The organism is Massilia arenae, assembly GCF_008014745.1.
Taxonomy (GTDB): domain Bacteria; phylum Pseudomonadota; class Gammaproteobacteria; order Burkholderiales; family Burkholderiaceae_D; genus Telluria; species Telluria arenae.
This window is the reverse complement of sequence record NZ_VPFD01000028.1, coordinates 25,120-49,249: the sequence shown is the minus strand read 5'-3', so window position 1 is coordinate 49,249 and position 24,130 is coordinate 25,120. Positions and strand designations below refer to the sequence as shown.

Annotated in this window: 25 protein-coding genes; 17 read left to right on the top strand and 8 right to left on the bottom strand. The window is 66.4% G+C overall.

The features are described 5' to 3' along the window. The first annotated feature begins 30 nt into the window (after window positions 1-30). The 5 genes from FVD38_RS21460 to FVD38_RS21440 all read left to right on the top strand — a co-directional run bounded on the left by FVD38_RS21460 (window position 31) and on the right by FVD38_RS21440 (window position 3,795). Entirely contained in the window at window positions 31-1,641 is a 1,611-nt protein-coding gene (locus FVD38_RS21460) for a cytochrome ubiquinol oxidase subunit I (RefSeq protein ID WP_147936661.1), read from the top strand. 4 nt (window positions 1,642-1,645) lie between these two features. Then, complete coding sequence (gene cydB, locus FVD38_RS21455; protein WP_147936660.1) at window positions 1,646-2,803, top strand: cytochrome d ubiquinol oxidase subunit II; 1,158 nt, start codon at window positions 1,646-1,648, stop codon at window positions 2,801-2,803. 23 nt (window positions 2,804-2,826) lie between these two features. Beyond that, complete coding sequence (gene cydX / locus FVD38_RS21450) at window positions 2,827-2,967, top strand: cytochrome bd-I oxidase subunit CydX (protein WP_147936659.1); 141 nt, start codon at window positions 2,827-2,829, stop codon at window positions 2,965-2,967. Window positions 2,968-3,098: 131 nt separating this feature from the next. Further along, entirely contained in the window at window positions 3,099-3,419 is a 321-nt protein-coding gene (locus tag FVD38_RS21445; RefSeq protein WP_109345315.1) for an ArsR/SmtB family transcription factor, read from the top strand. Window positions 3,420-3,468: 49 nt separating this feature from the next. Further along, window positions 3,469-3,795, top strand: a complete 327-nt coding sequence (locus FVD38_RS21440; protein ID WP_123068980.1) for a DUF4326 domain-containing protein — start codon at window positions 3,469-3,471, stop codon at window positions 3,793-3,795. Window positions 3,796-3,803: 8 nt separating this feature from the next. Here the strand turns inward: FVD38_RS21440 and FVD38_RS21435 are convergent, their stop codons facing one another. Together FVD38_RS21435 and FVD38_RS21430 are read right to left on the bottom strand one after the other, a co-directional pair. Further along, the gene (locus tag FVD38_RS21435) at window positions 3,804-4,433 is read right to left on the bottom strand and encodes a head GIN domain-containing protein (protein ID WP_147936658.1); all 630 of its coding nucleotides are present in this window, start codon (window positions 4,431-4,433) and stop codon (window positions 3,804-3,806) included. A gap of 119 nt (window positions 4,434-4,552) precedes the next feature. Then, on the bottom strand, window positions 4,553-5,140 hold the full coding sequence (locus tag FVD38_RS21430; protein WP_147936657.1) for an O-methyltransferase: 588 nt from the start codon (window positions 5,138-5,140) through the stop codon (window positions 4,553-4,555). Window positions 5,141-5,244: 104 nt separating this feature from the next. Here FVD38_RS21430 and FVD38_RS21425 point away from each other — a divergent pair, with 104 nt between their 5' ends. The 3 genes from FVD38_RS21425 to FVD38_RS21415 all read left to right on the top strand — a co-directional run bounded on the left by FVD38_RS21425 (window position 5,245) and on the right by FVD38_RS21415 (window position 8,420). Continuing rightward, entirely contained in the window at window positions 5,245-5,715 is a 471-nt protein-coding gene (locus FVD38_RS21425) for a GyrI-like domain-containing protein (RefSeq protein WP_147936656.1), read from the top strand. A 258-nt stretch (window positions 5,716-5,973) separates the two neighbouring features. Next, complete coding sequence (locus FVD38_RS21420; protein ID WP_147936655.1) at window positions 5,974-7,641, top strand: acid phosphatase; 1,668 nt, start codon at window positions 5,974-5,976, stop codon at window positions 7,639-7,641. Window positions 7,642-7,775: 134 nt separating this feature from the next. Then, a complete protein-coding gene (locus tag FVD38_RS21415; protein WP_147936654.1) occupies window positions 7,776-8,420 on the top strand; it encodes a DUF4142 domain-containing protein in 645 nt (214 codons plus the stop codon). Window positions 8,421-8,455: 35 nt separating this feature from the next. Here the strand turns inward: FVD38_RS21415 and FVD38_RS21410 are convergent, their stop codons facing one another. Continuing rightward, window positions 8,456-9,031, bottom strand: coding sequence for an FMN-binding negative transcriptional regulator (locus FVD38_RS21410; protein ID WP_229493884.1), 576 nt, complete (start codon window positions 9,029-9,031; stop codon window positions 8,456-8,458). Between the two features lie 47 nt (window positions 9,032-9,078). Here FVD38_RS21410 and pdxR point away from each other — a divergent pair, with 47 nt between their 5' ends. Next, window positions 9,079-10,617 (top strand): MocR-like pyridoxine biosynthesis transcription factor PdxR, encoded by a 1,539-nt coding sequence (pdxR, locus tag FVD38_RS21405; protein WP_229493882.1) that lies wholly within the window; start codon window positions 9,079-9,081, stop codon window positions 10,615-10,617. Between the two features lie 4 nt (window positions 10,618-10,621). On the opposite strand, the gene FVD38_RS21400 is transcribed toward pdxR, so the two are convergent. Continuing rightward, window positions 10,622-11,221, bottom strand: a complete 600-nt coding sequence (locus tag FVD38_RS21400; RefSeq protein WP_147936653.1) for a response regulator transcription factor — start codon at window positions 11,219-11,221, stop codon at window positions 10,622-10,624. 10 nt (window positions 11,222-11,231) lie between these two features. Beyond that, window positions 11,232-13,361, bottom strand: a complete 2,130-nt coding sequence (locus tag FVD38_RS21395) for a sensor histidine kinase (RefSeq protein WP_147936652.1) — start codon at window positions 13,359-13,361, stop codon at window positions 11,232-11,234. A gap of 154 nt (window positions 13,362-13,515) precedes the next feature. Between FVD38_RS21395 and FVD38_RS21390 the strand changes: the two genes are divergently transcribed. Beyond that, on the top strand, window positions 13,516-14,856 hold the full coding sequence (locus tag FVD38_RS21390) for an MFS transporter (protein ID WP_147936651.1): 1,341 nt from the start codon (window positions 13,516-13,518) through the stop codon (window positions 14,854-14,856). Window positions 14,857-14,869: 13 nt separating this feature from the next. On the opposite strand, the gene FVD38_RS21385 is transcribed toward FVD38_RS21390, so the two are convergent. Further along, the gene (locus FVD38_RS21385) at window positions 14,870-15,280 is read right to left on the bottom strand and encodes an antibiotic biosynthesis monooxygenase family protein (RefSeq protein ID WP_147936650.1); all 411 of its coding nucleotides are present in this window, start codon (window positions 15,278-15,280) and stop codon (window positions 14,870-14,872) included. A 69-nt stretch (window positions 15,281-15,349) separates the two neighbouring features. Here FVD38_RS21385 and soxR point away from each other — a divergent pair, with 69 nt between their 5' ends. The 7 genes from soxR (at window position 15,350) to FVD38_RS21350 (ending at window position 21,593) form a co-directional block, all read left to right on the top strand. Next, window positions 15,350-15,850, top strand: coding sequence for a redox-sensitive transcriptional activator SoxR (soxR, locus tag FVD38_RS21380; protein ID WP_147936649.1), 501 nt, complete (start codon window positions 15,350-15,352; stop codon window positions 15,848-15,850). Continuing rightward, on the top strand, window positions 15,847-16,110 hold the full coding sequence (locus FVD38_RS21375) for an antitoxin Xre/MbcA/ParS toxin-binding domain-containing protein (RefSeq protein WP_147936648.1): 264 nt from the start codon (window positions 15,847-15,849) through the stop codon (window positions 16,108-16,110). Before soxR ends, FVD38_RS21375 begins: the two co-directional genes overlap by 4 nt. Next, the gene (locus FVD38_RS21370; protein ID WP_147936647.1) at window positions 16,107-16,673 is read left to right on the top strand and encodes a DNA-3-methyladenine glycosylase I; all 567 of its coding nucleotides are present in this window, start codon (window positions 16,107-16,109) and stop codon (window positions 16,671-16,673) included. The genes FVD38_RS21375 and FVD38_RS21370 overlap by 4 nt, the downstream gene beginning before the upstream one ends. After that, window positions 16,636-18,345 (top strand): FAD-dependent 5-carboxymethylaminomethyl-2-thiouridine(34) oxidoreductase MnmC1, encoded by a 1,710-nt coding sequence (gene mnmC1, locus FVD38_RS21365; RefSeq protein ID WP_229493880.1) that lies wholly within the window; start codon window positions 16,636-16,638, stop codon window positions 18,343-18,345. The genes FVD38_RS21370 and mnmC1 overlap by 38 nt, the downstream gene beginning before the upstream one ends. A 112-nt stretch (window positions 18,346-18,457) precedes the next feature. Next, on the top strand, window positions 18,458-19,159 hold the full coding sequence (locus FVD38_RS21360) for a sensor histidine kinase (RefSeq protein ID WP_147936646.1): 702 nt from the start codon (window positions 18,458-18,460) through the stop codon (window positions 19,157-19,159). Continuing rightward, a complete protein-coding gene (locus FVD38_RS21355; protein WP_147936645.1) occupies window positions 19,156-20,937 on the top strand; it encodes a response regulator in 1,782 nt (593 codons plus the stop codon). The genes FVD38_RS21360 and FVD38_RS21355 overlap by 4 nt, the downstream gene beginning before the upstream one ends. A 95-nt stretch (window positions 20,938-21,032) precedes the next feature. Next, window positions 21,033-21,593 carry a cupin domain-containing protein gene (locus FVD38_RS21350; RefSeq protein ID WP_147936644.1) on the top strand — a complete coding sequence of 187 codons (561 nt, stop codon included), beginning with the start codon at window positions 21,033-21,035 and terminating at the stop codon, window positions 21,591-21,593. Here FVD38_RS21350 and FVD38_RS21345 read toward each other — a convergent pair. Together FVD38_RS21345 and FVD38_RS21340 are read right to left on the bottom strand one after the other, a co-directional pair. Next, complete coding sequence (locus tag FVD38_RS21345) at window positions 21,502-22,752, bottom strand: EAL domain-containing protein (protein WP_147936643.1); 1,251 nt, start codon at window positions 22,750-22,752, stop codon at window positions 21,502-21,504. The genes FVD38_RS21350 and FVD38_RS21345 overlap by 92 nt on opposite strands. A 101-nt stretch (window positions 22,753-22,853) precedes the next feature. Continuing rightward, window positions 22,854-24,110: a DUF2264 domain-containing protein gene (locus tag FVD38_RS21340; protein ID WP_147936642.1), complete on the bottom strand. Its 1,257-nt coding sequence runs from the start codon at window positions 24,108-24,110 to the stop codon at window positions 22,854-22,856. Window positions 24,111-24,130: the final 20 nt, after the last annotated feature.

The following is a 24,130-nucleotide window of genomic DNA, read 5'->3' as shown; positions in this document are numbered from 1 at the left end:
CATCGATTCACCAATAAGAAAGGATTCACCATGGATCTCGACGTCGTCGGGCTCTCCCGACTACAGTTCGCCCTCACGGCGCTGTACCACTTTTTGTTCGTTCCCCTGACACTGGGGCTGTCGATGGTCATCGCCATCATGGAAACCGTGTATGTGATGACCGGCCGCCCGATCTGGCGCCAGATGACCAAGTTCTGGGGCGTGCTGTTCGGGATTAACTTCGCCATCGGCGTCTCGACCGGCCTGGTGATGGAGTTCCAATTCGGGATGAACTGGAGCTACTACAGCCACTACGTCGGCGACGTGTTCGGCGCGCCGCTGGCCATCGAAGGCCTGATGGCGTTCTTCCTCGAAGCGACCTTCGTGGGTCTGTTCTTCTTCGGCTGGGACAGGCTGTCGAAGCGCCAGCACCTGATGGTGACCTGGCTGACCGCCATCGGCACCAACTTCTCGGCGCTGTGGATCCTGATCGCCAACGGCTGGATGCAGAACCCGGTCGGCGCGTCGCTCAATCCGCAGACCATGCGCATGGAGGTGTCGGACTTCGGCGCGGTGCTGGCCAATCCGGTGGCGCAGGCCAAGTTCGTGCACACCGTGTCGGCCGGCTACGTGATCGCGGCGCTGTTCGTGCTCGGCATCTCGGCCTGGTATTTGCTTAAGGGCCGTCACATCGAACTGGCCAAGCGCTCCATGACGGTGGCCGCCTCGTTCGGCCTGGCCGCCTCGCTGTCGGTGGTGGTGCTGGGCGACGAAAGCGGCTACCTGGCCACCGAGCACCAGCACATGAAGCTGGCCGCGGTCGAAGCCATGTGGGACACCCAGCCGGCGCCGGCAGCCTTCACCGCGGTGGGCTTTCCTGACCAGGCGGCGCGCGAAACCCATTACGCGATCCACATCCCCTGGGTGATGGGCCTGATCGGCACCCGTTCGATCTCCAGCGAGATCCCGGGCATCAACGACCTGGTCAAGCTGGCCGAAGTGCGTGTGCGCCAGGGCATCCTGGCCTATGACGCGCTGGAGCAGATCCGCGCCCTCGGCGGCAAGGGCCCCGTGCCGGCCGAGCTGCAGGCCAGGTTCGAAGAGAACAGCAAGGTGCTGGGCTATGCACTGCTGCTCAAGCGCTACGTCGACGATCCGCGCCAGGCCACCGAGGCGCAGATCAAGCAGGCCGCCAACGACACCGTGCCGCAGGTGGCGCCGCTGTTCTGGTCGTTCCGCATCATGGTCGGCCTGGGGCTGTACTTCATCGTGCTCACCGCGGTGTTCTTCTGGCTGTCGGCGCGCCGTCGCCTGGACGCCCATCCATGGCTGTTGAAAGTGGCCGTGTGGTCGATCCCGCTGCCGTGGGTCGCCGCCGAAGCCGGCTGGATCGTGGCCGAACTGGGTCGCCAGCCATGGGCCGTCGAAGGCGTCCTGCCCACCGCGGTCGCGGTGTCGAACATCGGCATCCAGACCGTGCTGGCCACCCTGATCGGCTTCGTGGTGCTGTACTCGATCCTGATCGTGGTCGAGATGAAGCTGATGCTCAAGGCGATCCGCAAGGGGCCCGAGGAGGAAGTCGAGCACTCGCCTGGCACCCACAGCCCCCTGGTCGGCACCACGCCGGCAATGCGCACTGCGCCAATGATCACTGCGGAGTAACGACATGGTTCTTCATATGCTTCTCGACTACGACACCCTGCGTGTCATCTGGTGGGCGCTGCTGGGCGTCCTGCTGGTAGCGTTTGCCGTGACCGACGGCTTCGACCTCGGCACCGGCACCCTGCTGCCTTTCGTGGCCAAGACCGACCTCGAACGGCGCGTCGTCATCAACACCGTTGGCCCAGTCTGGGAGGGCAATCAGGTCTGGCTGGTGCTGGGCGGCGGCGCCATCTTCGCCGCCTGGCCGCAGCTGTACGCGGTCTCGTTCTCGGGCTTTTATCTCGCCATGGCGGCCGTGCTGCTGGCGCTGATCCTGCGCCCGGTCGGTTTCAAATACCGCAGCAAGCGTGACAGCACGCAGTGGCGCACGGCCTGGGACTGGGCCCTGTTCGTCGGCGGCTTCGTGCCGGCGCTGATCTTCGGCGTCGCGATGGGCAATGTGCTGCAGGGCGTGCCGTTCCGCATCCAGCCCGACATGCAGATTTTTTATGAAGGCGGCTTCTTCGGGCTGTTGAATCCGTTCGCGCTGCTGTGCGGCCTGGTGTCGGTGGCGATGCTGGTGATGCATGGCGCGGCCTGGCTGGTGCTCAAGACCGACGGCCTGGTGGCCAGCCGCGCCCGTACCTGGGGCATCCGCGCGGCGCTCGCCACCGTGGCGCTGTACGCCGTGGCCGGCGTGCTGCTGTGGAACGTGGTCGATGGCTACCGCATCAGCAGCGAGCTCGTGACGACCGGTCCCTCGAACCCGCTGTTCAAGACCGTGCAGGCCGGCGTTGCCGGCACCTGGTTCGCCAACTATGCGGCCCATCCCTGGACCCAACTGGCCCCAAGCGCCGGCATCGTCGGCGCGCTGCTGACCTGGATGGCGCTGATCAAGCGCAAGGAGGGCGTGGCGATGCTGACCTCGAGCCTGTCGGTCGCCGGCATCGTGCTCTCCGTGGGCGCCTCGATGTTCCCCTTCATCCTGCCGTCGTCGATCCAGCCGCAGGCCAGCCTGACGGTGTGGGATTCGTCATCGAGCCACCTGACCCTGTTCATCATGCTGGTCTGCACCTGCATCTTCCTGCCGCTGATCATCATGTACACCAGCTGGGTTTACAAGGTCTTGTGGGGCAAGGTGAATCCGACGGAAATCCGCGATGGCAAGGGCCACGCCTACTAATCGAAGAAAGAAAGGACACCATCATGTGGTATTTCGCCTGGTTGTTGGGACTGCCGCTGGCAGCGGCGTTCGGCGTGCTGAACGCGATGTGGTATGAGCTGATGGACGATGCAGCAAAACAGAAGGAACTGCCGGCGCAGGAATCGCTGCGCAAACGCGCCTGACGGCTGGCGCGCGCCGGGTCATTGGCTCCGGCGCGCGTTTTGTCATCACCATGTCAAAGTCTTTCGACAGTATTCGAACCGTGGCTTCAGCATCGATGCGCTGGCCCTTGAATCGAAAGAATACTGTTCGCATGCAAACCAATCTCGCCATCGCGGCACTTTCCGCGCTCGCCCAGGAATCGCGCTTCGCCGCCTTCCGCCTGCTGGTGCAGGCCGGTCCCCAGGGCCAGTCCGCCAGCAATATCGCCGCCGCCCTCGAAATGCCCGCGTCGTCGCTGTCCTTCCACCTCAAGGAGTTGACTCACGCCGGCCTGGTGTCGCCACGCCAGCAGGGCCGCTACATCATCTATGCGGCGCGCCTGGAGACACTGCAGCGCTTGATGGAGTTCCTCGCGTCCACTTGCGGCAGCGCTGGCGCGCAGTCGATGCAGGAGCGCCTGGCCCCGGTATGATGGCTTCGTGCCGGATGCGCCGGCGCACCGCCAATCATGAGGAAAACCGATGACGCCACACCGCGTGCAATTGAGTCGCAAGAAGGGCTGGCGCATGCCGCCGAACACGATTTCGGTGGCGCGTCCGGGCCGCTGGGGTAATCCATTCTCGGTGCTGCCAGACGTGGCGCCGGGCACGCCGGTCGGGCGCTACGTGGCGATGCCGACGGTGGAAGAAGCGGTTGCCGCCTATCGCCGCTGGCTGCACGACGATCCCGACGGCCGCCAGCGGGCGCAAGAAGCGCAGAGCATCCTGCGCGGGCATCATCTGGCTTGCTGGTGCCGGCTCGACGGGCCTTGTCATGCGCAGGTCTTGCTCGACCTGGTCAATCGGTAGGGTTGGCGTTATTTGGCGGCGGTGACGTTGCCGATGCCCGACACCGAGCGGCTGACTGACCGCGGCTGGCCGTAATAGGTCAGGTTACCCAGGCCCTGCACGCTGGCGTTGAGCCGGTTTTTGGCGTGCACCGACACTTCGCCGATGCCGCGGAAGGTGACGTCGGCATCCTGCGCCACCAGATCCTTGGCCAAGACCTCGCCCACGCCCTCGGCGTTCAGGCGCAGGTGGCCCACGCGGCCATTCATCTGCAGGCTGCCTGCGCCGCGGTAGTTGACGTCGAAGTTATCGCCGCGAACGTTATTCAGCACCATCAGGCCGGCGCCTTCACCGCGGAAGCTGGCCAGTTCCGGCATCGTGACGACGACCCGCTCGCCGTCCTTGATATTGACGTTGTTCCTGTTTTTGTCTTCGAAGCCCAGGCGCAGCTCGCCGTTCACGACTTCGGTCGTGACGCGGTCGATGAATTTCTGGTTGCCCTCGACCCGCACCGAATGGGCCTTGCCCACCTCGACCACCAGGCTGACCGGGCCGCGCGCATCGATGGTCTTGAACGGCGCGACGTTGCGCACCTGGTCGGCAGCCTGGGCCGACAGGGAAGCAAAGGCGAGAAGGGCAGCGATGGCGGCGCGTTTCATGGTGGTCTCCGGTAAGTTGATGAAACCATTCTAGGGAGCGCGTCCTTGCCTTGCGCGCCCCGTGCGATGGACTGCACAAAACCGTGCCTGAGCTGCACAGGGGCCGGAACTAAGCGATATCAATGCTTGGTCGCCAGGAACTCGCCCTTGCCGACCGGGACCAGGCTGGTGCTCCAGCCGGATGCGCAGCGCAGCGCCTGCATGAACGGCGCCAGTTCCTGGGCGTGCGAAGTGGCGTTGTCGACTACCACCAGCCCGCCCGGACGCAGGAGGCGTTCGATGTGCGGCAGCCAGCCGAGATAGGCGCTGCGTTCGGAGTCCAGGAAAATCAGGTCGAACGATTCGTCGGCGCTGCTGGCCAGGAAGTCGGCCGCCTGGCCTTCAACCTGCACGATCCGATCCTGTAAAGACGCGCGCACAAAATTCTCGCGCGCCAGCGCGACCTTTTCGGCCGACACCTCGACCGTGGTGACGCTGCCGTTGATGCCTTGCGCGGCCTCGGCCAGCCACAAGGTGGAATAGCCGTTCGAGGTGCCGATCTCGAGGACGCGGCGGGCGCCCATGGCGCGCACCAGCACTGCCAGGAATTCGCCGGTATCGTGGGTGATGTTGAGCAGGCGGCGCGTGCGGTTATCGGGCGCCGCGTCATGGTTGATGCCGAAGGTTTCGAGCTCTTTCAGCAGTGCTTTGAGTGAGGTAGGCAACATTGTTCTCCTTTTGACACGAGAAATCGATCCGCACGATTGCGTCGATGCTAATCTTGTCGAAGAGATAAGGCTATAATCTTTTCGTCCATCAGCAAGCCACTATCATGCACATCTCAACCGTTACACTACCTGAAATGAAGCTCGCCGGGCTGCCTGTCGCAGGGCCCGCCTCGGTGCTGGAAACGGAGTTGCCAGAGATCTGGAGATCCTTCCTTGCCCGCGAGGCCGAATTGGGCGAGACCGATGGCCTGCACTATGGCGTGCGCATGCCGCAATACGGCGGCATGAAACTCGAATGCATCGCCGTTGAAGTCTCGGACCTCAACAACCTCCCACCCGGCATGATCGCCATCCGGATCCCGGAACGCCGCTACGCCCTGATGACCCATCGCGGCCCCATGGTGCACGCCCAGGCCAGCACCGTGACCGGCATTGCGACCATGGAGCAACTGGGCATGGAAGAAGACGAGGACGGCATCCGCCTGCAGCGCTACGACCGCCGCTATACGCCGACGGTCGATGACGACACGCGGCCAGACAATGCCTACGACATCCTGATTCCGTTGTACGGCTGAAGCGGAAAGAAAAAATGCAGGCCCACGTATGGGCCTGCATTAGAGGAATTGGTGCCGGTATGTTTCCCGACCGCCGGCGCCGGTAGGGCGGTTTGCACCGCCGAGTGCCCTTCCCTAGGAGCACTTGCATTGTGCCGTAGAAATGTGACGCCTCTTTGACGCACCACACTTTATTTGTTTCTGATTGTTTCCAATTGTAAATTGCGCGGATAATACTTCCTTTGCGGCCGTCTGGGCCGACAGCAAGAGGAGTGATACGTGCAAGATCAAGAGCGAGAGCAACACTGCGGACCCGAGGCGTCCATCCAGCCAGACAATCCCGCGCGCAGGCGCATCTTCCACGCCGCCGCCGCGGTCGGCGCCGCCGCCACCTTGCCCGGTGTGAGCCAGGCAGCCGTGGCCAAGCCCGCCGCCAAGGGCTCGCTCGACGCCAAGCTGCGCGCCCGCGTCAAGAACGTGGTCGTGATCTACCTGGAAAACCGCAGCTTCAACAACCTGTTCGCCGACTTCCCCGGCCTGGCCGTGCCACTGGCGAGCGTGCCGGCAGCCGCCGTCCAGCAGCGCGACCGCGATGGTTCGATCCTGCCAACCTTGCCCAAGGCCTGGGGCGGCGTGGTGCCGGGCCGCCAGAATATCGGCGGCAAGGACTACATCACCACCGAAGCCCAGTCGGCCAACATGCCAAACGCGCCGTACAAGCTGACCGATGCGGAGGGCAAGCCACTGCCGGAAGGCGTCATCACGCGCGACCTGGTGCACCAGTTCTATCACAACCAGATGCAGATCAATGGCGGCCGTAACGACGGCTTTGCCGCCTGGTCCGATGCCGGCGGCATGGTGATGGGTTATTACGGCGAGACGGCGAAGAACCTGGGCCTGTACCAGATCGCGCGCGAGTTCACCCTGTGCGACAACTTCTTCATGGCGGCTTTCGGCGGCTCCTACCTGAACCACCAGTTCCTGATCAGCGGCCGCGTGCCCGAATACTTCAATGCGTCCGAAACCGCCGCGAAGAACAAGATCGCGGTGCTGGACGACGGCCCGCAGGGCGTGCGCCTGACGCTGGCCCCCGATTCGCCGGCCTCGGCGCTGGAAGGCAAGCCGAAGTTCGTGCGCAACGGCGCGATGACGCCCGACGGCTACGCCGTCAACACGATGGCGCCGCCCTATCAACCGAGCTGGGTGCGTCCGGCCTTCGACGGCGACCCGCTGCACGCCGATCCTGCCGATGGGTCGACCCTGCCGCCGCAGACGTATGACACGATCGGCGACCTGCTGTCGAAGAAGGGCGTGAGCTGGGCCTGGTATGGCGGCGGCATGCAGGCGGCGCTCGACGGCCGCGGCGCCGGCGAGCGGCCGAACTTCCAGTATCACCACCAACCGTTCAATTACTTCAAGCAGTTTGCGCCGGGCACGAAAGAACGCGCGGAACACCTGCGCGACGGCGGCCTGGGCGACAGTCCGATCTCCAACAAGTTCATCGCCGACATCGTCGCCGGCAAGCTGCCGGCGGTGGCCTTCTACAAGCCGCAGGGCAACCTGAACCTGCACGCCGGCTACTCGGACATCGAGTCGGGCGACGCCCACGTCGCCAATATCATCGAGCACCTGAAGAAATCACCGCAATGGAAGGACATGGTGGTGGTGATCACTTTCGACGAAAACGGCGGCTGGTGGGATCACGTGGCGCCGCCGCAGGGCGACCGCTGGGGCCCGGGTTCGCGCATCCCGGCGATCGTGGTGTCGCCGCACGCCAAGCGCGGCGCGGTCGACCACAATTTCTACGACACGACCTCGATCCTGCGCTTCATCACGCGCCTACACGGCCTGCCGCTGCTCGAGGGCCTGACTACCCGCAACGCCGCTTTCGAAGCGCGCGGCGCGCGCCCGCCGGGCGACCTGACGGCGGCGCTCAGCTTCCGCTGATCCCGCTGCTCTGCTCGAAAGCCAGCCTGTCCAGGCTGGCTTTTTTCTTATGAAATTGCTTGTCGGCTAACGGGCGCTAGTTTTGAGCAGGCAGGACTACACTCGGCTCATCCAAAATCTCAACGGAGAGCGAAATGTCTAAAAATCCCATGATCAAGCGCATGCTGGCGGTATCGGTTGCCGCCGCCATGTTCGGTGCGGTCGGCGCGCAGGCGCAGACCGGCGAATCCACCCAGGCCGGCCAGCAGTCGGGCAGCAGCGCGACGTCGGCCACCGCCAGCGGCAGCGCCAAGCTGACCAGCGCTGACCGCAAGGCCATCACCGACATGGCAATGTCCAATATGGCCGAAGTCGAAATGGGCAAGCTGGCGCAAAGCAAGAGCCAGAACGCCGAAGTGAAAGCCTTCGCGCAAAAAATGGTCGACGATCACGGCAAGGCGCTGACCGAGGTGCAGACCCTGGCCCAGTCCAAGAGCGTGACCCTGCCGACCGAGCTCGACGCCAAGCACAAGGCCATGTCGGCCAAGCTCGAGAAACTGTCGGGCGACGCCTTCGACAAGGCCTATGTCAAGCAGGGCGGCGTCGGTGCGCACAAGGAAACCCTGGCCAAGCTGCAAAAGGCGTCGAAAGGCGCCAAGGATGCTGACGTCAAGGGCCAGGTCGACAAGACGATCCCGGTCGTCCAGGAGCACCTCAAGCATGCCGAGCAACTGGCGCAGGGCAAGTCAAGCAGCACCGGCAGCACCGGCGCTGCTGGCCATACCGGTTCCAGCCACTAAACAGTTCTCACTAAGCAGTTCTCACTGAGCAGTTCTCAAGCGAGCTGTGCCGTTGCCACCCGCGGCGGCGGCTCGCTTTTCCACTTCCCCTCGATGCGGTCGATCGCGATCTCGATGCCGACGATGGCGGCCAGCAGCTTGGCCGTGTAGTCGGCCGGGGCATCGTCGACCGACCACGGATCCGGCAGCGCCGCTTCCTGGCGGTCGGTCTGGCGCTCGACCAGCGCGCGTAGCCAGTCCCGGTCGTCGATCGCGCGCAGCGTGCCGTGCACGTGCACCACGTTGTAGGTCCAGGTCGGCACCACCCGGCCGCCATTTTCGGCTTTTTCGATCCGGTCCGGCGTCGCATAGCCGGACGGCCCGCGAAACACCACCAGCACCCGCTGCCCGGCGCGCTGCCACACCGGATTACCGCGCGCCACGTGGCCGCGCAGCACGCCTTCATCTGGCAGCAGTTCGAACGGCAGGTGGTCGGCATCCGGCATGCCGTCGCGCTGCGTGACCAGCATCCCCAGCGGATGGTCGGCGACCAGGGCGTGCATCGGGGCTGACTCGGATTGCGTGAAGCGGGCAGGGCAGTACATCGAGATGTTCTCCAGGATGACGATCAAGGCCCTTATCGTAGGCCCTGCTTTGGCTTGCTGAAATAGCCAATTCCATGGAAGATGGGCGTACCAATTCTTCGCCATCCGCCATGCACGTCCATGACCTGATCGCCGGCGTCTCGCTCGATCGCAGCAGCGACGTGCCGCTGTTTCGCCAGTTGTACGCCCGCCTGAAAGAGGCGATCCTGCACGGCGCGCTGGCGCCGGGTGCGCGCCTGCCGGCCACGCGCGACTTGTGCCGGCAGCTCGGCGTGTCGCGCCAGACCGTGCTGGCGGCCTATGACCAGCTCACCAGCGAAGGCTATCTGCGCGGCGGCGTGGGGCAAGGCACCTTCGTCGACGAAGCCTTGCCGCTGGCGCGCCAGGCGCCGGCTGCGCCGGGGCTGCTGCGCGCGCTGCCGGAACGCGGCGCGGTGCTGGCGGAAGCCATGGGCACGCGCCGTCTCTACGAGGGCGCGGTGCGCGCCTTCCGCCCCAGCATGCCGGGCCTGGACCTGTTCCCCTTCGACCTGTGGCGCAAGCTCGAAGCGCGCCACCTGCGCCATGCACAGCGGGGACCCTATCTCGGCTACGGTCCCGCCAATGGCTACGCCCCGCTGCGCGAGCTGCTGTGCGCCTACCTGCGCGCCTCGCGCGGCGTGGTCTGCACGCCGGAGCAGATCGTCATTACCTCGGGCTCGCAGCAGGCGCTGTATCTGCTGACGCAGCTGCTGCTGGCGCCGGGCGACGAAGTCTGGGTCGAGTCGCCCGGCTACCAGGGCGCCTGTGCGCCGATGCTGGTGGCCGGTGCGCGCATCCGCACCGTGCCGGTGACGAGCGAGGGCATGGACGTGGCCTATGGCGCGCGCCACTATCCCGATGCGCGCCTGGTGTTCGCGACGCCATCGCACCAGCTGCCGCTGGGCGCGACCATGAGCCTGGCGCGCCGGCTGGAGCTGCTGCGCTGGGCCGCGGCCAAACGCGCCTGGGTGATCGAGGACGACTACGACAGCGAATACCGCTACACCGGCCCGCCGCTGGCTTCGATGCAGAGCCTGGACCGCGCCGGCTGCGTGGTCTACGTCGGCACCCTGTCGAAGGTGCTGTTCCCGGCGCTGCGCCTGGGTTATGTGGTGGCGCCGCCGGCGCTGGCCGAGCCGCTGGCGCGCGCCAAGGCGGTGGTCGACATGCACCACGCCATGCTGCCGCAGGCCGTGTTGGCGGACTTTATCGCCGAAGGACACTTCATGCGCCATATCCGGCGCACGCGCGACGCCTATGCCGAACGGCGCTCGGTCTTGATGGCGGCGCTGGAACACCGGCTCGGTGAGCGCCTCGCCTGCGGGCCGGCCGACGTGGGGCTCGACCTGTGCATGCATTTCAGGCCCGACCGCAAGGGGCGCATCCCGGATGAAGCGAGGGTTGCGCAGGCGGCGCTGGAGGCCGGCATCGAATTGAGGCCGCTGGGGTATTACGCGAACGCCGCCGCCACGCCTGCCTGCGCGGTAGATCCCGGCCTGCTGCTCGGCTTTTCGGCGGTGAAGCCGGAAGCGATCCGGCAGGGCGTCGAGGCGCTGGCGCTGGTGATCGAGGGCCAGTGGCCGCGCAAATAAGCTTCTATCGAAGCCAGGGGTAGGCCGCCAGCCACCTTCCGAGTTCGTTGTCGTTGGCGCACCCCAGCTTATGAAAGATGTTGGCGCGGTGCGTCTCGACCGAGCGCGGACCGCAGGGCGGCACCAGCACCCGCGCGATCTCCTTGTTGGGCTGCCCCAGGCCGACCAGGCGCGCGACTTCGCGCTCGCGCGGCGTCAATTCTTCCCACAGTCGGCTCGCGTGGCCGCGCGCGCGGGCCTCCGTGATGGCGTCAGGCAGCTTGTCCAGCAATTGCTGGGTGTCCGGCTTGGCCACCCAGTCCCAGGCGCCACTGCGCACCGCTTCGAGGGCCATGGGGATGTCGCCGTGCCCGGACAGGAACACCGTCACAAGAGGACTATGTTCGGCGCGCAGGCGCTCGAACACGGCCAGGCCGCTCATGCCGCCCATGCGCAAGTCGAGGATCACGCATCCCGGCTGGCTCAGGTCGACGGCATCGAGGAAGGCTTCGCCGGAGTCGAAGGCCTGCACCGCCAGCCCCTGCGAGAACAGCAGGAGCAGCATCGAGCGGCGCAGGGCTTCGTCGTCGTCGACGACGTATAGGGTTAGTGGTGAATCTTTCATGGTACTGTTTTCAGTGAGCGATAGGCAGGATGAACGAGAAGGTGGCGCCGCCCTCGGCCTCATTCACCACCGTCATCGACCCACCATGGGCCTCGACAATGGTGCGGCAGATGTTCAGGCCCAGGCCAAGGCCGTCGCGCTTGGTGGTGAAGAAGGGGGCGAAGATCTGGTCGAGCTGGTCGGGCGGGATGCCCGGCCCCTGGTCGCTGACCGCGATCCGCACACCCTGCGCGACCCGGCACGTGGCCAGCACGATGCGGCGCCGATGGCGCGGCTGGTCGTGCATGGCCTGCGCCGCGTTGTGGATCAGGTTGACCAGCACCTGCTCGAGCAGGACCTGGTCGCCGCGCACCTTCACGGCGGGGTCTTCCAGCATCACGCGCAGCAGCACTCCCTGGCCGTTCAGCTCTGGCCTGAGCAGCGCTTCGACATGGTCGATCACGGCGCCGATGACGAGGGTGGCGTAGTCGGCTCGCTGCGGGTTGATCATGGCGCGCACCCGCTTGACGATCTCGCTGGCGCGCCGCGATTGCTCGACGATGTCGTCGAGCGCGCCGGTCAGCATGGCGGCTTCGCCCCTGGCGGCGAGGGCGCGCGAGGCGATCGCGAAGTTGGACAGCGCCATCAGGGGTTGATTGAGCTCGTGGGCCAGGGTGGATGCCATCTCGCCGGCGCTGGCCAGGCGCGCGCTGCGCTGCAGGCGCAGTTCCTGGTCGCGCTGGCGCGCCTCCGCCTGCTTTTGCGCGGTGATGTCCACGATCGAACTCATCCACCCCCGGTGCACGCCGTCGGCGTCGATCAGGGGCGCGGTATATATCATGGTGAGTACGTCGTGTCCGTCCTTGTGGCGGATGCGCGATTCGAAGCCGTGCGGCGCGGCGCGTCCCTGCAGGGCGTCGTCACTATCCCTGGCCTGCTTTTCCAGGTCGTCCGGATGCCAGTAGGGGTAGGGCGGCCGGCAGCCGAGCAATTCGTCCGGACTGTAGCCGACCATGGCGCAGAAGGCGGGGTTGACGTAGATGATCTTGCCCTCCGGGTCGCGCGCGCGCATGCCGACCAGCAGGGAGTCCTCCATCGCCTTGCGGAAGGCGTATTCCTGCTGGAGGTCGCGGGTGCGCTCTTCGACCCGGTGCTCGAGCTCGAGCCGGGCCGACTGCTGCTCGGCATAGCGTCGCTCGCGCAGGCGCCAGTACAGCACGCCCAGCAGCAGCAGGGCCATCGCCAGCGTGCCCAGCGCGAGCGCCAGGCGCCGCGCCTCGCGCACCTCGCGCATGTCCTCGAGGACCGTCAGGGTCCAGCCCAGGCCGGGCAGCGGCGTATCCAGCGCAAGATAGTCGCGCGCCTTTCCGCCGGTGCTGGTCCTCAGGACGAAGCCCGGCACGTCGTCGCGCACCCGGATCGTCCACGGCAGGACGTCGAAGCGGCGCCGCGCGCCGTACTGGCCGTGGTCCGCGATCCAGGCCGCGTCCAGTGCCGACACCGGGCCGAGGCTCTTGAATAGCCACTCGGGCACGCCGCTCAGGAACACGACGCCGCGGCTGTCCCTGAGGACTACCGGGTTGGCGCCATCGCGCCATGTCTGCTCCAGCGGATCGAGGCTGATCTTGACGACCATGACGCCGGTCACGTCGTTCCCCTCGCGCACGGGCTCCGCGATGAACAGGCCGGCCTGGCCGGTGGTCAGGCCCAGGCCGAAGAACAGCCCGCGGCGGCCTTCCACCGCATCCTCGAAATAGGGACGCTGGCGGTAGGACTCGCCGACGAAGCTCGATGGCAGGTTCCAGTTGCTGGAGGCGATGGTCAGGCCCGCGCGATCGATCAGGAACAGCGCGGTGGCGCCGGTGGTCGTCTGCAGGTCGGCAAAATAGGCATTTACGCGCGACTGCAGCGCGGCGTCATGGGGTGCCTGCAGCAAGTGATGCACGTCGGGATGGCGCGCCGCCGCATGCGGCAAAAAGTCGTGCTTTTCTACCAGGCCGCGCAGGCCGAGTACGTGCGCCGCCGTCGCCTGGTGCAGCGCCTCCATCTTGGCCTGCAGTTCGCGCTGCTCGGCGAACCAGCCGGCGGCGAAGATCAGGGCCAGCGCTCCCGCCACGGCGAGCAGCTTGCGCCAGAGATGTCGTTTGAACAAGGATGACATCGAATAGTCCCTGGCCAAAATAGCCAACAATAGCAGCTGTACAGGCTTCGCGCGGCCTCCTCCGTATTTTTACGGAGGAGGCCGCGCCAATATTGCGGATGTGCCGGCCTCTACCGGTGCCGACAATGGGGTTTCCAGAAGAGGAGACACCTTCATGACAACAACCATCAGCAATCCGGTCGCCGGCGCACAGCCGCAGGCCGCCGAACCCATTTCCGGCGCGCGCCTGCGCGCCATCTTCGTCGGCTCGGCCGGCAACCTGGTCGAGTGGTTCGACTTCTACTGCTACGCGGCCTTCGCCCTGTACTTTGCCAATTCCTTCTTCCCGGCCCAGGACCCCACGGCCCAGATGATGTCGACCGCCGGCATCTTCGCCCTGGGCTTTTTCGTGCGCCCGATCGGCGGCATCCTGTTCGGCCACCTGGGCGACCGCCACGGCCGCAAGGTGGCCCTGATGGCGTCGGTGCTGCTGATGTGCGCCGGCTCGCTGCTGATCGCCTGCGCGCCGACCTATGCCACCGCCGGCATCCTGTCGCCCTGCATCCTGCTGCTGGCGCGCCTGCTGCAAGGCCTGAGCCTGGGCGGCGAATACGGCGCCAGCGCGACCTACCTGTCGGAGATGGCGGACTCGAAGCGGCGCGGCTTCTACGCCAGCTTCCAGTACGTAACCCTGATCGGCGGCCAGCTGCTGGCCCTGGTGCTGCTGCTGGTGCTGCAGCATTTCCTGCTCACCGATGCCCAGCTGCGTGAATGGGGCTGGCGCATTCCCTTCGTCTGCGGCGCGCTGCTGGCCCTGATCGCGCTGATGATGCGCCACGATATGCCAGAGACCGACTCGTTCGAGAAGGCGCGCAAGAAGGCCAAGCCGATGGGCGGCCTGAGGCAGCTGGCCCAGCACCCGAGGGAAGTGCTGCTGGTGGTCGGCCTGACCATGGGCGGTACCCTGGCGTTCTACGTCTATACCGTCTACATGCAGAAATTCCTGCGCCTGTCGGTCGGCCTGACCGACTCGCAGACCACGGCCGTCTCGGCCGCCTCGCTGCTGTTCGCCATGTGCCTGCAGCCGCTGTACGGCGCGCTGTCGGACCGCATCGGCCGCCGCCCGCTGCTGGTGGGTTTCGCGCTGCTCGGCACGATCTTCACCGTGCCCTTGTTGACGGCCATCCGCCACGCCAGCGGCCCGTGGGAAGCCTTCGGCCTGATCGCCTGCGCCTGGATCATCGTCTCGGGCTACACCTCGATCAATGCGCTGGTAAAGGCCGAGATGTTCCCGGCCTCGATCCGCGCCACCGGCGTCGGTGTGCCGTATGCGTTCGCGGTGTCGATCTTTGGTGGAACGGCCGAGTACGTCGGGTTGTGGTTCAAGTCGGTCGACATGGAGTCTGGCTTCTACTGGTATGTCACCGGCGTCATCGCCTGCACGCTGGTCGTGTGCTGGTTCATGCGCGATACGGCGGCGCATTCGAAGATCGATGCGGAGTTGCGCGGGCATTGAGCTGGGAAAGACACTAAGGGTGATTTAAGTCGGGAGCTACCGATATCAGGCGGTCGGCAACGACGTCACCCCGAAGTGGCCCATCCACAAGCTCAGCGAATTCACGCATCCGGTTTCGCAGCTCGACCATGCGTGCAGTCGGCTCGGCTTGTGCAGCCCAGACGAGTTCGGACGGCCATTGGGCATACGCAAAATAGTGGCCGTCGGTGCACCGATGCAAACGCGACCCAAGACCGCCACGCTCATCGCGTACAAGTTCGGTAAGTTCCAGCCAGGCTTGCTCGAACTCTCGCTCATGACCAGAAGCCACTTTCCATCTAAAGTAAATCGCGTGCATGACATCCTGTCGGCGCGCGGCCGAATCCTTCCGATCGCGAGTGGATGACGTCCGGCTCGTGAGTATGTCGTCGACCTGCGTGCTCATACTTTTTCCTGGCTTGTGAGGGGATCGAGAAAAAGTATAAAATCTCAACTTAACTTGAGGTCAAGCGCAATGACGACGATCGATCCCGACAAGAAAGCCCTCACGGTGGGCGAGGTGGCGCGCCGCAGCGGTGTGGCGGTCTCCACCATCCATTTCTATGAATCGAAAGGCCTGATCAAGGGCTGGCGCACCGACGGCAACCAGCGCCGGTATGCGCGCGAGGTGCTGCGCCATATCGCCATCATCAAGGTGGCGCAGCGCACCGGGATCCCGCTCGAGACGATCCGGGAAAACCTGGCCGGGCTGCCGGAAGGGCGCACGATCAGCGCAAACGAGTGGCGGGTGCTTGGCGCCGGCTGGCGCGCGGAACTCGACGAGCGCATCGCGCGCCTGCAGCGGCTGCGCGACGAACTCGATACCTGTATCGGCTGCGGCTGCCTTTCCCTCGCCGATTGCCCGCTGCGCAACCCGGCCGACAAGCTTGGCGAGGACAGTGCCGGCGCGGCGTTCCTCGATCGCCCGGCCGAGGCGGGGTATGATGAGGTCTTCATCAGCAAGCCAACGCCATGACCGATCCTGAACGCCTCTCTCCCGACTCCATCGCCGCGCTCCAGGCGCGCTTCGACGGCCATTCGCGCAAGGCGCAGGCCTATTACGCCGTCATGCACGAGGCGCGCAAGGTGCTCGGGAATGACGATGCCGCCGATGCCTGGATGAAGGCGCCCCAGCCGGCGCTGGACGACCGCACGCCAGCCGAGCTGGTCGCGGACGGCCGCACCGACGACGTCCTGGCCAGCCTGCGCGGCGCACAACAGGGAGCGCCGCGATGACGGTCAAGCGCTGCTCCTGGGCCAATATGGCCAATCCGCGCTACATCGCCTACCACGACAACGAGTGGGGCGTGCCCTGCCACGACGAGAACACGCTGTTCGAGATGCTCAACCTCGAAGGCGCGCAGGCCGGCCTGTCGTGGGAAACCATCCTGAACAAGCGCGACACCTACCGCGCCGCCTTCGACGGCTGGGATGCGGAAAAGATCGCCGCCTACGATGACGACAAGAAGGCCGAGTTGCTGCTCAACCCCGGCATCGTGCGCAACCGGCTGAAGGTCGCCGCCGCGATCACTAACGCCAGGGCCTACCTCGCGCTGCGCGAACAGGGCCTGACGCTCGACGACTATCTGTGGGCTTTCGTCGACGGCAAGCCGATCGTCAACGACTGGCCGGATCGCGCCCGCCCGGCGCGCACCGAGCTGTCCGACCGCATCTCGAAGGATCTCGCCAAGCGCGGCTTCAAGTTCGTCGGCTCGACCATCGTCTATGCGTATATGCAGGGCATCGGCCTGGTGGACGATCATGACCGCGAGTGCCACTGCCGCAGCAAGCGCCGCTGACATGCATGTGCAGGACCACTGGCGCGGCCGCGCGCGCTACACCGTCTTCGACAGCGAGCATGGCGACGGCAGCCGCTTTGCTTCCCTGGTCGCGGCCTGGTATGCCGACCCGCAGCGGCCCGCGCACCTGCACGTGGTGGCGCTCACCGGCAGCTTGCAGCCGGGCTTTCACCGCGTCCCGCAGGACGACAATAACGTCACGCTCGACCTGGTATCCGCGTCGCTCGAGACCGCGCTGGCCGAACTGAATGCGCACCCCGATTTCATCCGCCTGCACGGCGCGCAGGGCACGGCCTTCGTCCGTCCGCTGGCGCGCCTGGCGGCGCTCGGCGCACGGCTGGAGTCGCATGGCCTCGATAGCGAACAGCGCGCGGCCCTGAGCGCCCAGGGATTCGCCTTCGATGGCGACGATGCGACCTTCTCGACCCGCAAGCCGCGCCTGCCGTCGACGCCAGAACCGGACCGGCGCGCGCTGGTGCTGGGCGGCGGCGTGGCCGGCTGCGCCGCGGCCGCGCGGCTGTGCGCGCGCGGCTGGCAGGTCACGCTGATCGAACGTCATCCGCAAGTGGCGATGGAGGCGTCGGGCAATCTGGCCGGCATCTTCATGCCGCTGCTCTCGCGCGACGACAATATCCCGACCCGCCTGACGCGCGCCGCCTACCTGTACGCGCTGCGCCTGTGGGAGCAACTGGGCGGCGTTGGCCGCGCCTTCGACGGCGCCGGGTGCGGCGTGCTGCAGCTGGCGCGCGATGCCGGCCATGCGGCCGTGTCGCGCGCGATCGCCGGCGACGGCAAGCTGCCGCCCGATTTCGCCCGCTGGCTCGAACCCATGGAGGCCGAAGCGCTGCTCGGCCTGCCCGCACCGGATGGCGGCTGGCTGTTCCCGCAAGGCGGCTGGGCGCGGCCGGGCAGCGTGTGCGAAGCGCTACTGGCGTCTTGCGGCGACCTGTTGACGCGGCGCTTCGGCGCAGGCGATGTGCAACTGGAGCGGGGCGACGACGAATGGCAGGCGCGCAGCGGCGATGGCAGTGTCATCGGCCAGGCGCCGACCGTGGTGCTGGCCAGCGGCGCCGGCGCGCGCAAGATGGTGCAGACCCGTGAGTTGCCGCTGCAGGCGCTGCGCGGGCAGGTAACGCACCTGGCGCCCGAACACGCGCCGCAACTGCCGCTGGTGCTGTGCCGCGAAGCCTACCTGACGCCGTCCGCCCATGGCGTCACCTGCGCCGGCGCGACCTATGACCTGGACGACGATCCGCAACTGCGCGCCGCCAGTCAGGAAGAGAACGTGGCGCGGCTGCGCGGCCTGGTGTCCGATCCGCAGGCCGCCGAGGGCGCGCCGCTGGCGGGCAGGGTGGGGTTTCGCTGCGTGGCGCCGGACCGCCTGCCGCTGGTCGGCCGCCTGCCGGACTTCGCCGCCGTTGGCGCCACCGAAAGGTTACGCGACGTGCCGCGCCATCCGGGCCTTTACGGCTTGCTGGGCTATGCCTCGCGCGGCCTGATCTGGGCGCCGCTGGCGGCCGAGCTGCTGGCCGCCCAGCTGGAAGGCGAGCCATTGCCGCTTGAGATGGCCCTGGTCGATGCGCTCGATCCCGCCCGTTTCGTGCTGCGGGCACGGCGCAACAGCCGCCATAGCCCTGAAACTGCGCCAAACGCCACGGATATCAGCCCCTGACCGTTGCGCCGCCGCAAACGTGCGCGCGGAATCGGCGTGTGCGGCCAAACTCTGGAATGCCTGCGGGTATAATTTACTGGTAGCAACTTTTTGGCCGAAAGGGCCTGTCCGGATGGAAGATTCACACCACTCGCCCGAGCTGTTCCTGTTCCTGGCGTCCACTGCGCACGACATGAAGAACTCGATCAGCGTCCTGTCCGGCACGCTCGAACGCCTGCTCGACGGCGCCTCGCCCGAGACCGAGAAGGCATACGCCCAGATGGCGCAGATGCTGTACCAGACGCGCCGCCTGAACGACAACCTGATGCAGCTGCTGGCGCTGTACAAGCAGGTCGGCAAGCCCGGCTATCCGTTCGACGTCCAGCCGATCGAAGTAGGCCAGCTGGTCGAGCAGGTGGTGGCGCTCGAGCGCGTGCTGCTCGAGTCGCGCGGCGTGGTCCTGGAACTGGACGTCGATCCCGAACTGATCGCCCACGTCGACGAAGACCTGATCGTGGGCGTGGTGTCGCACGCCGTCAACAACGCGCTGCACTACACGCGCGACCGCATTCGCCTGTCGGCGCGCTCGCGCAATGGCGATCTCGAGATACGGGTCGAAGACAACGGCGCCGGCTTTCCGCCCGCGCTGCTGGCGGCCGGTACGCCGGGCAGCGGCGACAGCGGCGTCAATTTTTTGACCAATAGCGCCGGCCTGGGCCTGTACTTCTCGGGCGAGGTGGCGCGCATGCACCGCCACCGCGAGCGGTCCGGCGCGGTGCGGCTCGAAAACGGCGGCCCGCTTGGCGGTGGCTGCTTCATCCTGACCCTGCCATGAACACGCCCGCAGCCCCTGCAAAACCGGATGCAAAGCCGGACGCCAAGCCAGATGCGAAGCCGGCCGCGCCGGCCGTGTCCAAGCCCAAGGTGCTGGAAGAGATCGACTGGGCCAGCAAGCACTACCTGATCGTCGACGACTTCGTCGGCATCCGCCAGCTGCTGCGCGAGAGCCTGCGCAGCCTGGGGGCCAGGAATATCGACCAGGCGTCCAGCGGCGGCGAGGCCATGGCCTTGCTCAACAAGCTGCGCTACGACGTGGTGCTGTGCGATTACAACCTTGGCGAGGGCAAGAATGGCCAGCAGGTGCTGGAAGAAGCGCGCCTGCGCCATCTCTTGATGCCGTCCTCGGTGTTCGTGATGGTATCGGCCGAAAAGAGCGTGGAATCGGTGATGGGCGCGGCCGAACACCAGCCGGACGCCTATCTGGTGAAACCGATCACCGAGGGCGTGCTGCTTACGCGCCTGAACCGCGTGTGGCGCCGCAAGCAGATCTTCCGCCTGATCGACCAGGCCTTCATCGAAAAGGATTACCTGCGCGCGGCGCGCCTGTGCGACGAGCAGATCGCCGCCAACCGGGTGCACGTGATCGAGCTGCTGCGCATGAAGGCGCGCATGCTGGAGCGAAGCGGCCAGCCGGCGCGCGCGCGCGAAGTGTACGAGCAAGTGCTGGCCCAGCGCGAATACCACTGGGCGCGCGCGGGCCTGGGCAAGATCCGCATGGCCGACGGCGACTTCGAGCAGGCGCGCCAGATGTTCCAGACCGTGATCGCCGAGAACCGCCACTACATCGACGCCTACGACCAGCTGGCCCGCGCCTACCAGGGCATGGGCCAGCACGAAGAGGCGGCCGCGGTGCTCGAGCGCGCGGCCAAGCTGTCGCCTAACTCGGTGCCGCGCCAGCGCCACCTGGGCCAGGCCGCGCTGCGCCTGGGGAATGTGCCGATGGCCGAGAAGGCCTTCCGCAAATGCCTGGTGATCGGCGAGTACTCGATCCGCAAGGCGCCCGACGACTACCTCGGCCTGGCGCGCGTGTGCGGCCTGAAGGGCAATACCAAGGATGCGCTGCAGCTGCTGCTGCTGGCCCAGCGCGAGTTCGGCAGCGAGCACGAACACATCGTGCTGCGCGCGAAGATCACCGAAGGCCACGTCTACCACGAGAGCGGCGACTACCTCAACGCGCGCCGCGCCGGCGACGAGCTCGATGGGATGCTGCAGGCCGATCCCAAGCGGCCCGGCACCGCGATCTGCATCGAGATGGCGACCCTGCTGTTCGCGGTCGGCGTCAAGGGTACGCCCAACGAGGTGCTGGCCCACGTCATCCGCAACAACCACGACAACACGCTGCTGCAGGATGAGGTGCAGAAGATCTTCGACCGCGCGCGCCTGCCCGACGAGGGCGCGCTCATCATCCGCACCGCGCGCAAGGAGGCGGTGGACCTGATGAACCAGGGAGTGGTGCTGTGGAAGACCGGCAAGCTGCCCGACGCCGTCAAATGGATGCGCAAGGCGTGCGAGCGGTTACCGGACAACGTCCGGGTGCTGTTCAACGCCGTGCAGATACTGATCTCGCACATGCAGCAGCGCGGCTACGAGCCCGAGCTCGAGCTCGAAGCCCGGCAGGTGCTGGAGCACGTCGACCGCTTGCAGCCTGGCCAGCAGCGCTTCGCGCAGCTGATGGAGCAGCTGAGTGCACTGCAGCCGAAGCCTGCTCCGGAGCCCGCCCAGCCGGCGCCGGAGCAGGCTCCCGAGGACGAAGCCGAACCGTCCAGGGCCTGACATGCCGCGCGGCGCAATGGTGCGTTGACGGCGGCGGCGTTTTCGCATGCGCCGATCGCGCCTAGAATGGCCTGACCATTCCACGAGGCGAGATCATGATGACCAAGGCCGCAGACCAGTTACTGCTGTACCCGGGCGGTTATCCGGTTTTCATCGACGTGCCGCAGCGGCAGATCGGCGGCGCTGGAACGGCGCTGCGTTTCGCCTTGCCGCTGCGGGCAGTGAACTTCCCTTTGTCGCATGCACGTGAATCCAAGCTGGTGGTTGCGCTGGCGGGAGAACTGACCTTGCGCGCCGGCGCCCGGGCGCATGCCGTCCTGCGGGCGGGCCAGGCGGCGCTGGTGCCGCCCGATACCGCCCACCGCATCGCCCAGCATGGCGACCGGCCAGCCGTGGTCGGCGTGGCGCTCTGGCCGGGAACGGTGGAGGATGCATTTCGCACGCTCGACCGGATGGTGGAGCAGCGCGGTTTCGAACATGCGGCGGTCGCCGCGCTGTTCGCGCGCTACGGCGTGCAGTGGGACGCTGCCATTACGCAGCAAGGGCATGTTCGGGTGCCCGACGTCACGACCTTTCGTGCAGCATCGCGGGCATTACCGCCGGCGCTAGGGGAGCGGCTAGCGGCCTGCTGGCATGAATGGCTGCCGCCGGCGTGAACAGGCTTTCGAAGCCGTCATCCTCGATGTCTTCCAGCAGCCCGATCAGGACTAGCGACACCTGCTTGAGCTCGCGCATCAGGGGTGCGATGTCGGCCTGGCCGGCGCCGGCCCGAATGCGCTCGACGATGCGGGCGCCAATCTCGTGCAGCCTGCGGTGCGGCGCATCGAGCGCGTGGTAAGTCGGCGTGCCCGCGAAATAGCGGCCCTCGTTCAGGTACCAGCGGCCGAGGGAGCACTTGGTGACGCACAGGGTCGGGTGGCCGGCCGACTGGCGTAGCGGCGCATCGGGAGGCAGGGCGGCACGCCGGATCGCGAAGCTGGCCAATTGGCGCCGCCACTGCACGTGGTCGACGATCGCCATGTGGACCAGGCCGACAGGCAGGCCGCGGCACTTGCCGGCGGCGGCGCAGAAGGCCTTGAAGCCCTCCAGGGGGAGGGCGCGGCTGATCAGGAAGCCCTGGGCCACGCCGCAGCCGGCTTCCACCAGAAAATCGTGCTGCGCAAGCGTTTCGACGCCTTCCGCGACCACTTCCAGGCCGAGTTCGTGGCCGAGGCGGATCGAGGAACGCACGATGGTCGCGTTCTTGGGCGAGTCGAGCATGCGCACCACGATGCCCTGGTCCAGCTTGATGGTCGTGAATGGCCACTGGCTCAACGTATCGATGCTCGAGTAGCCGATGCCGTAGTCGTCCATCGCCAGGCCGATCCCGGCCTCGGTCAGCGCCTGCACGTTGTACAGCACGCAGGGCGCGGCCTGCAGCGCTTGCGTTTCGGTGATCTCGAGTTCGAGCGCCGCCGGCGGCAGCCCGCCGCGCACGATGGCGTCGAGGATCATGCTTGTCAGCGTGCTGTTTTCGAGGTCGCAGGAGCAGACATTGAACGACACCTGGAACTGTTCCGCCAGGCCGCCGTCGACCAAGTCATGCACGAGCTGTGGCAGCAGCCGCCGGGTCAGGCTCTTGAGCAGGCCGGCGCGCTCGATGGCGCCGATGAAGGCCGATGCCGGCAGCAGTGTGCCGTCGGGGCGCTGCCAGCGCACCAGGGCTTCGGCGCCGACGATGCGGTTGCTGGTCAGCGATACCTTGGGCTGGTAGTACAGGACGAATTCGCGCCGGCGCAGCGCGCCGGCGATCTCCTCTCGGCTGACGATCGACATGGCATTTCCCGTGGACGTTCATATCGATGTTATCCGCCGAAGCCGCCAGGCGGTCAAGCGCTGCGCCTTCTACCATCGGCGGGAGGACGCTGCGTTTTTCCTCAATAATCGACCGGGTAGTCCTTGCGGAATCTGGCGCCGCTGAAGGCCTTTTTCTGGGTCCAGTCCTGGGCCGGGCTGGTCCAGTAGGAATCGTCGGCCGGCAGGCCCAGGGCCAGGAAGCTGGCCGAGGCGATGTACATGCTGCCGCTGTTGGAATACCAGTCGCCCAGCTCCGGCTGGTGGCCGGCGAAGCCGATGGTGAGATAGCCCTCCCTGGTGAAGTTGTCCGGCGCGGTGTACAAGGCCTTGTGCATCGCCTGCATCGCCGCCCGCACCTGGCCCTCGGGCAGGGTCTGCGGCAACTGCTTGCGCCAGGCCAGCAGGGCCAGCGGCTGGAAGGCGGCGCTGCGGTAGGTGAGCGAGCGGCCGATCGGCGGGAAGGTTCCCTGCGGCGAGATGAAGCGTTCCAGGTGCTCGCAATAGCGCTGGGTGCGTTTCAGGGCCTGGGCGCGCAGCTCGGCCGGCTTGCCGTTCCAGAACGGCGCTTTATGCTGTTCGAGCACCTCGAGGATCTCGAGCAGCATCGGGTACATCACGAAAGAACTGTAGTAATCGAAGTGGAACGATTCGCCGTCCTTGATCCAGCCGTCGCCCACATACCACTCGTTGACCTTGCGGATCGCGACATTGGTGCGCAGCGGATCGGCCTCTTCGCCGATCGACAGCAGCCAGGCCTCGTTCATCGCCGCGAACAGCAGCCAGTTGATGAAGGGAGGCTCGATCCGGCGCAGGCCCTTGATCTCGGCGACGATGCGCTGCTTGGTGGTGGTGTCGAGCGGCTCCCACAGCGCTTTCGGCGCGCGCATCAGCGCATTGGTGAAATAGGCCGAGTCGACCAGCGCCTGGCCGTGGCCGCGCCAGGTCAGGTAATCGGGGCTTTTCGGATCGACCGAATGCACATAGCTCTGCAAGGCCATCTGGCGCAGGCGCGCACGGGTCTTGCCTTCAGCGCTGGCGTCGTCGGGCAAGGCCAGCCACGGCGCCGCGCCGGCGATCAGCCGGCCGAAGGCTTCCAGGTAGGCCACGTTGTTGTCGCGTCCATCCGAGCTCGGGCTCACCTCCAGCTTGAAGTTCTTTTTCAGCTCGCCGCGCGCCATATTCGACAGCACCGGTTCGGCCATCTTCTGCAGCAGGCCGGCCATGTACGCGCGGTCGCCGCCGGTCGCAGCGGATGGTGGCGCGGCCATCGCGGGCGCAGCCAAGCCGCCCAGTGCGGCGCCTGCCGCCAGGCTGCCGATGAAATCTCGTCTCTGCATTGCGTCTCCTTGTCGTGATT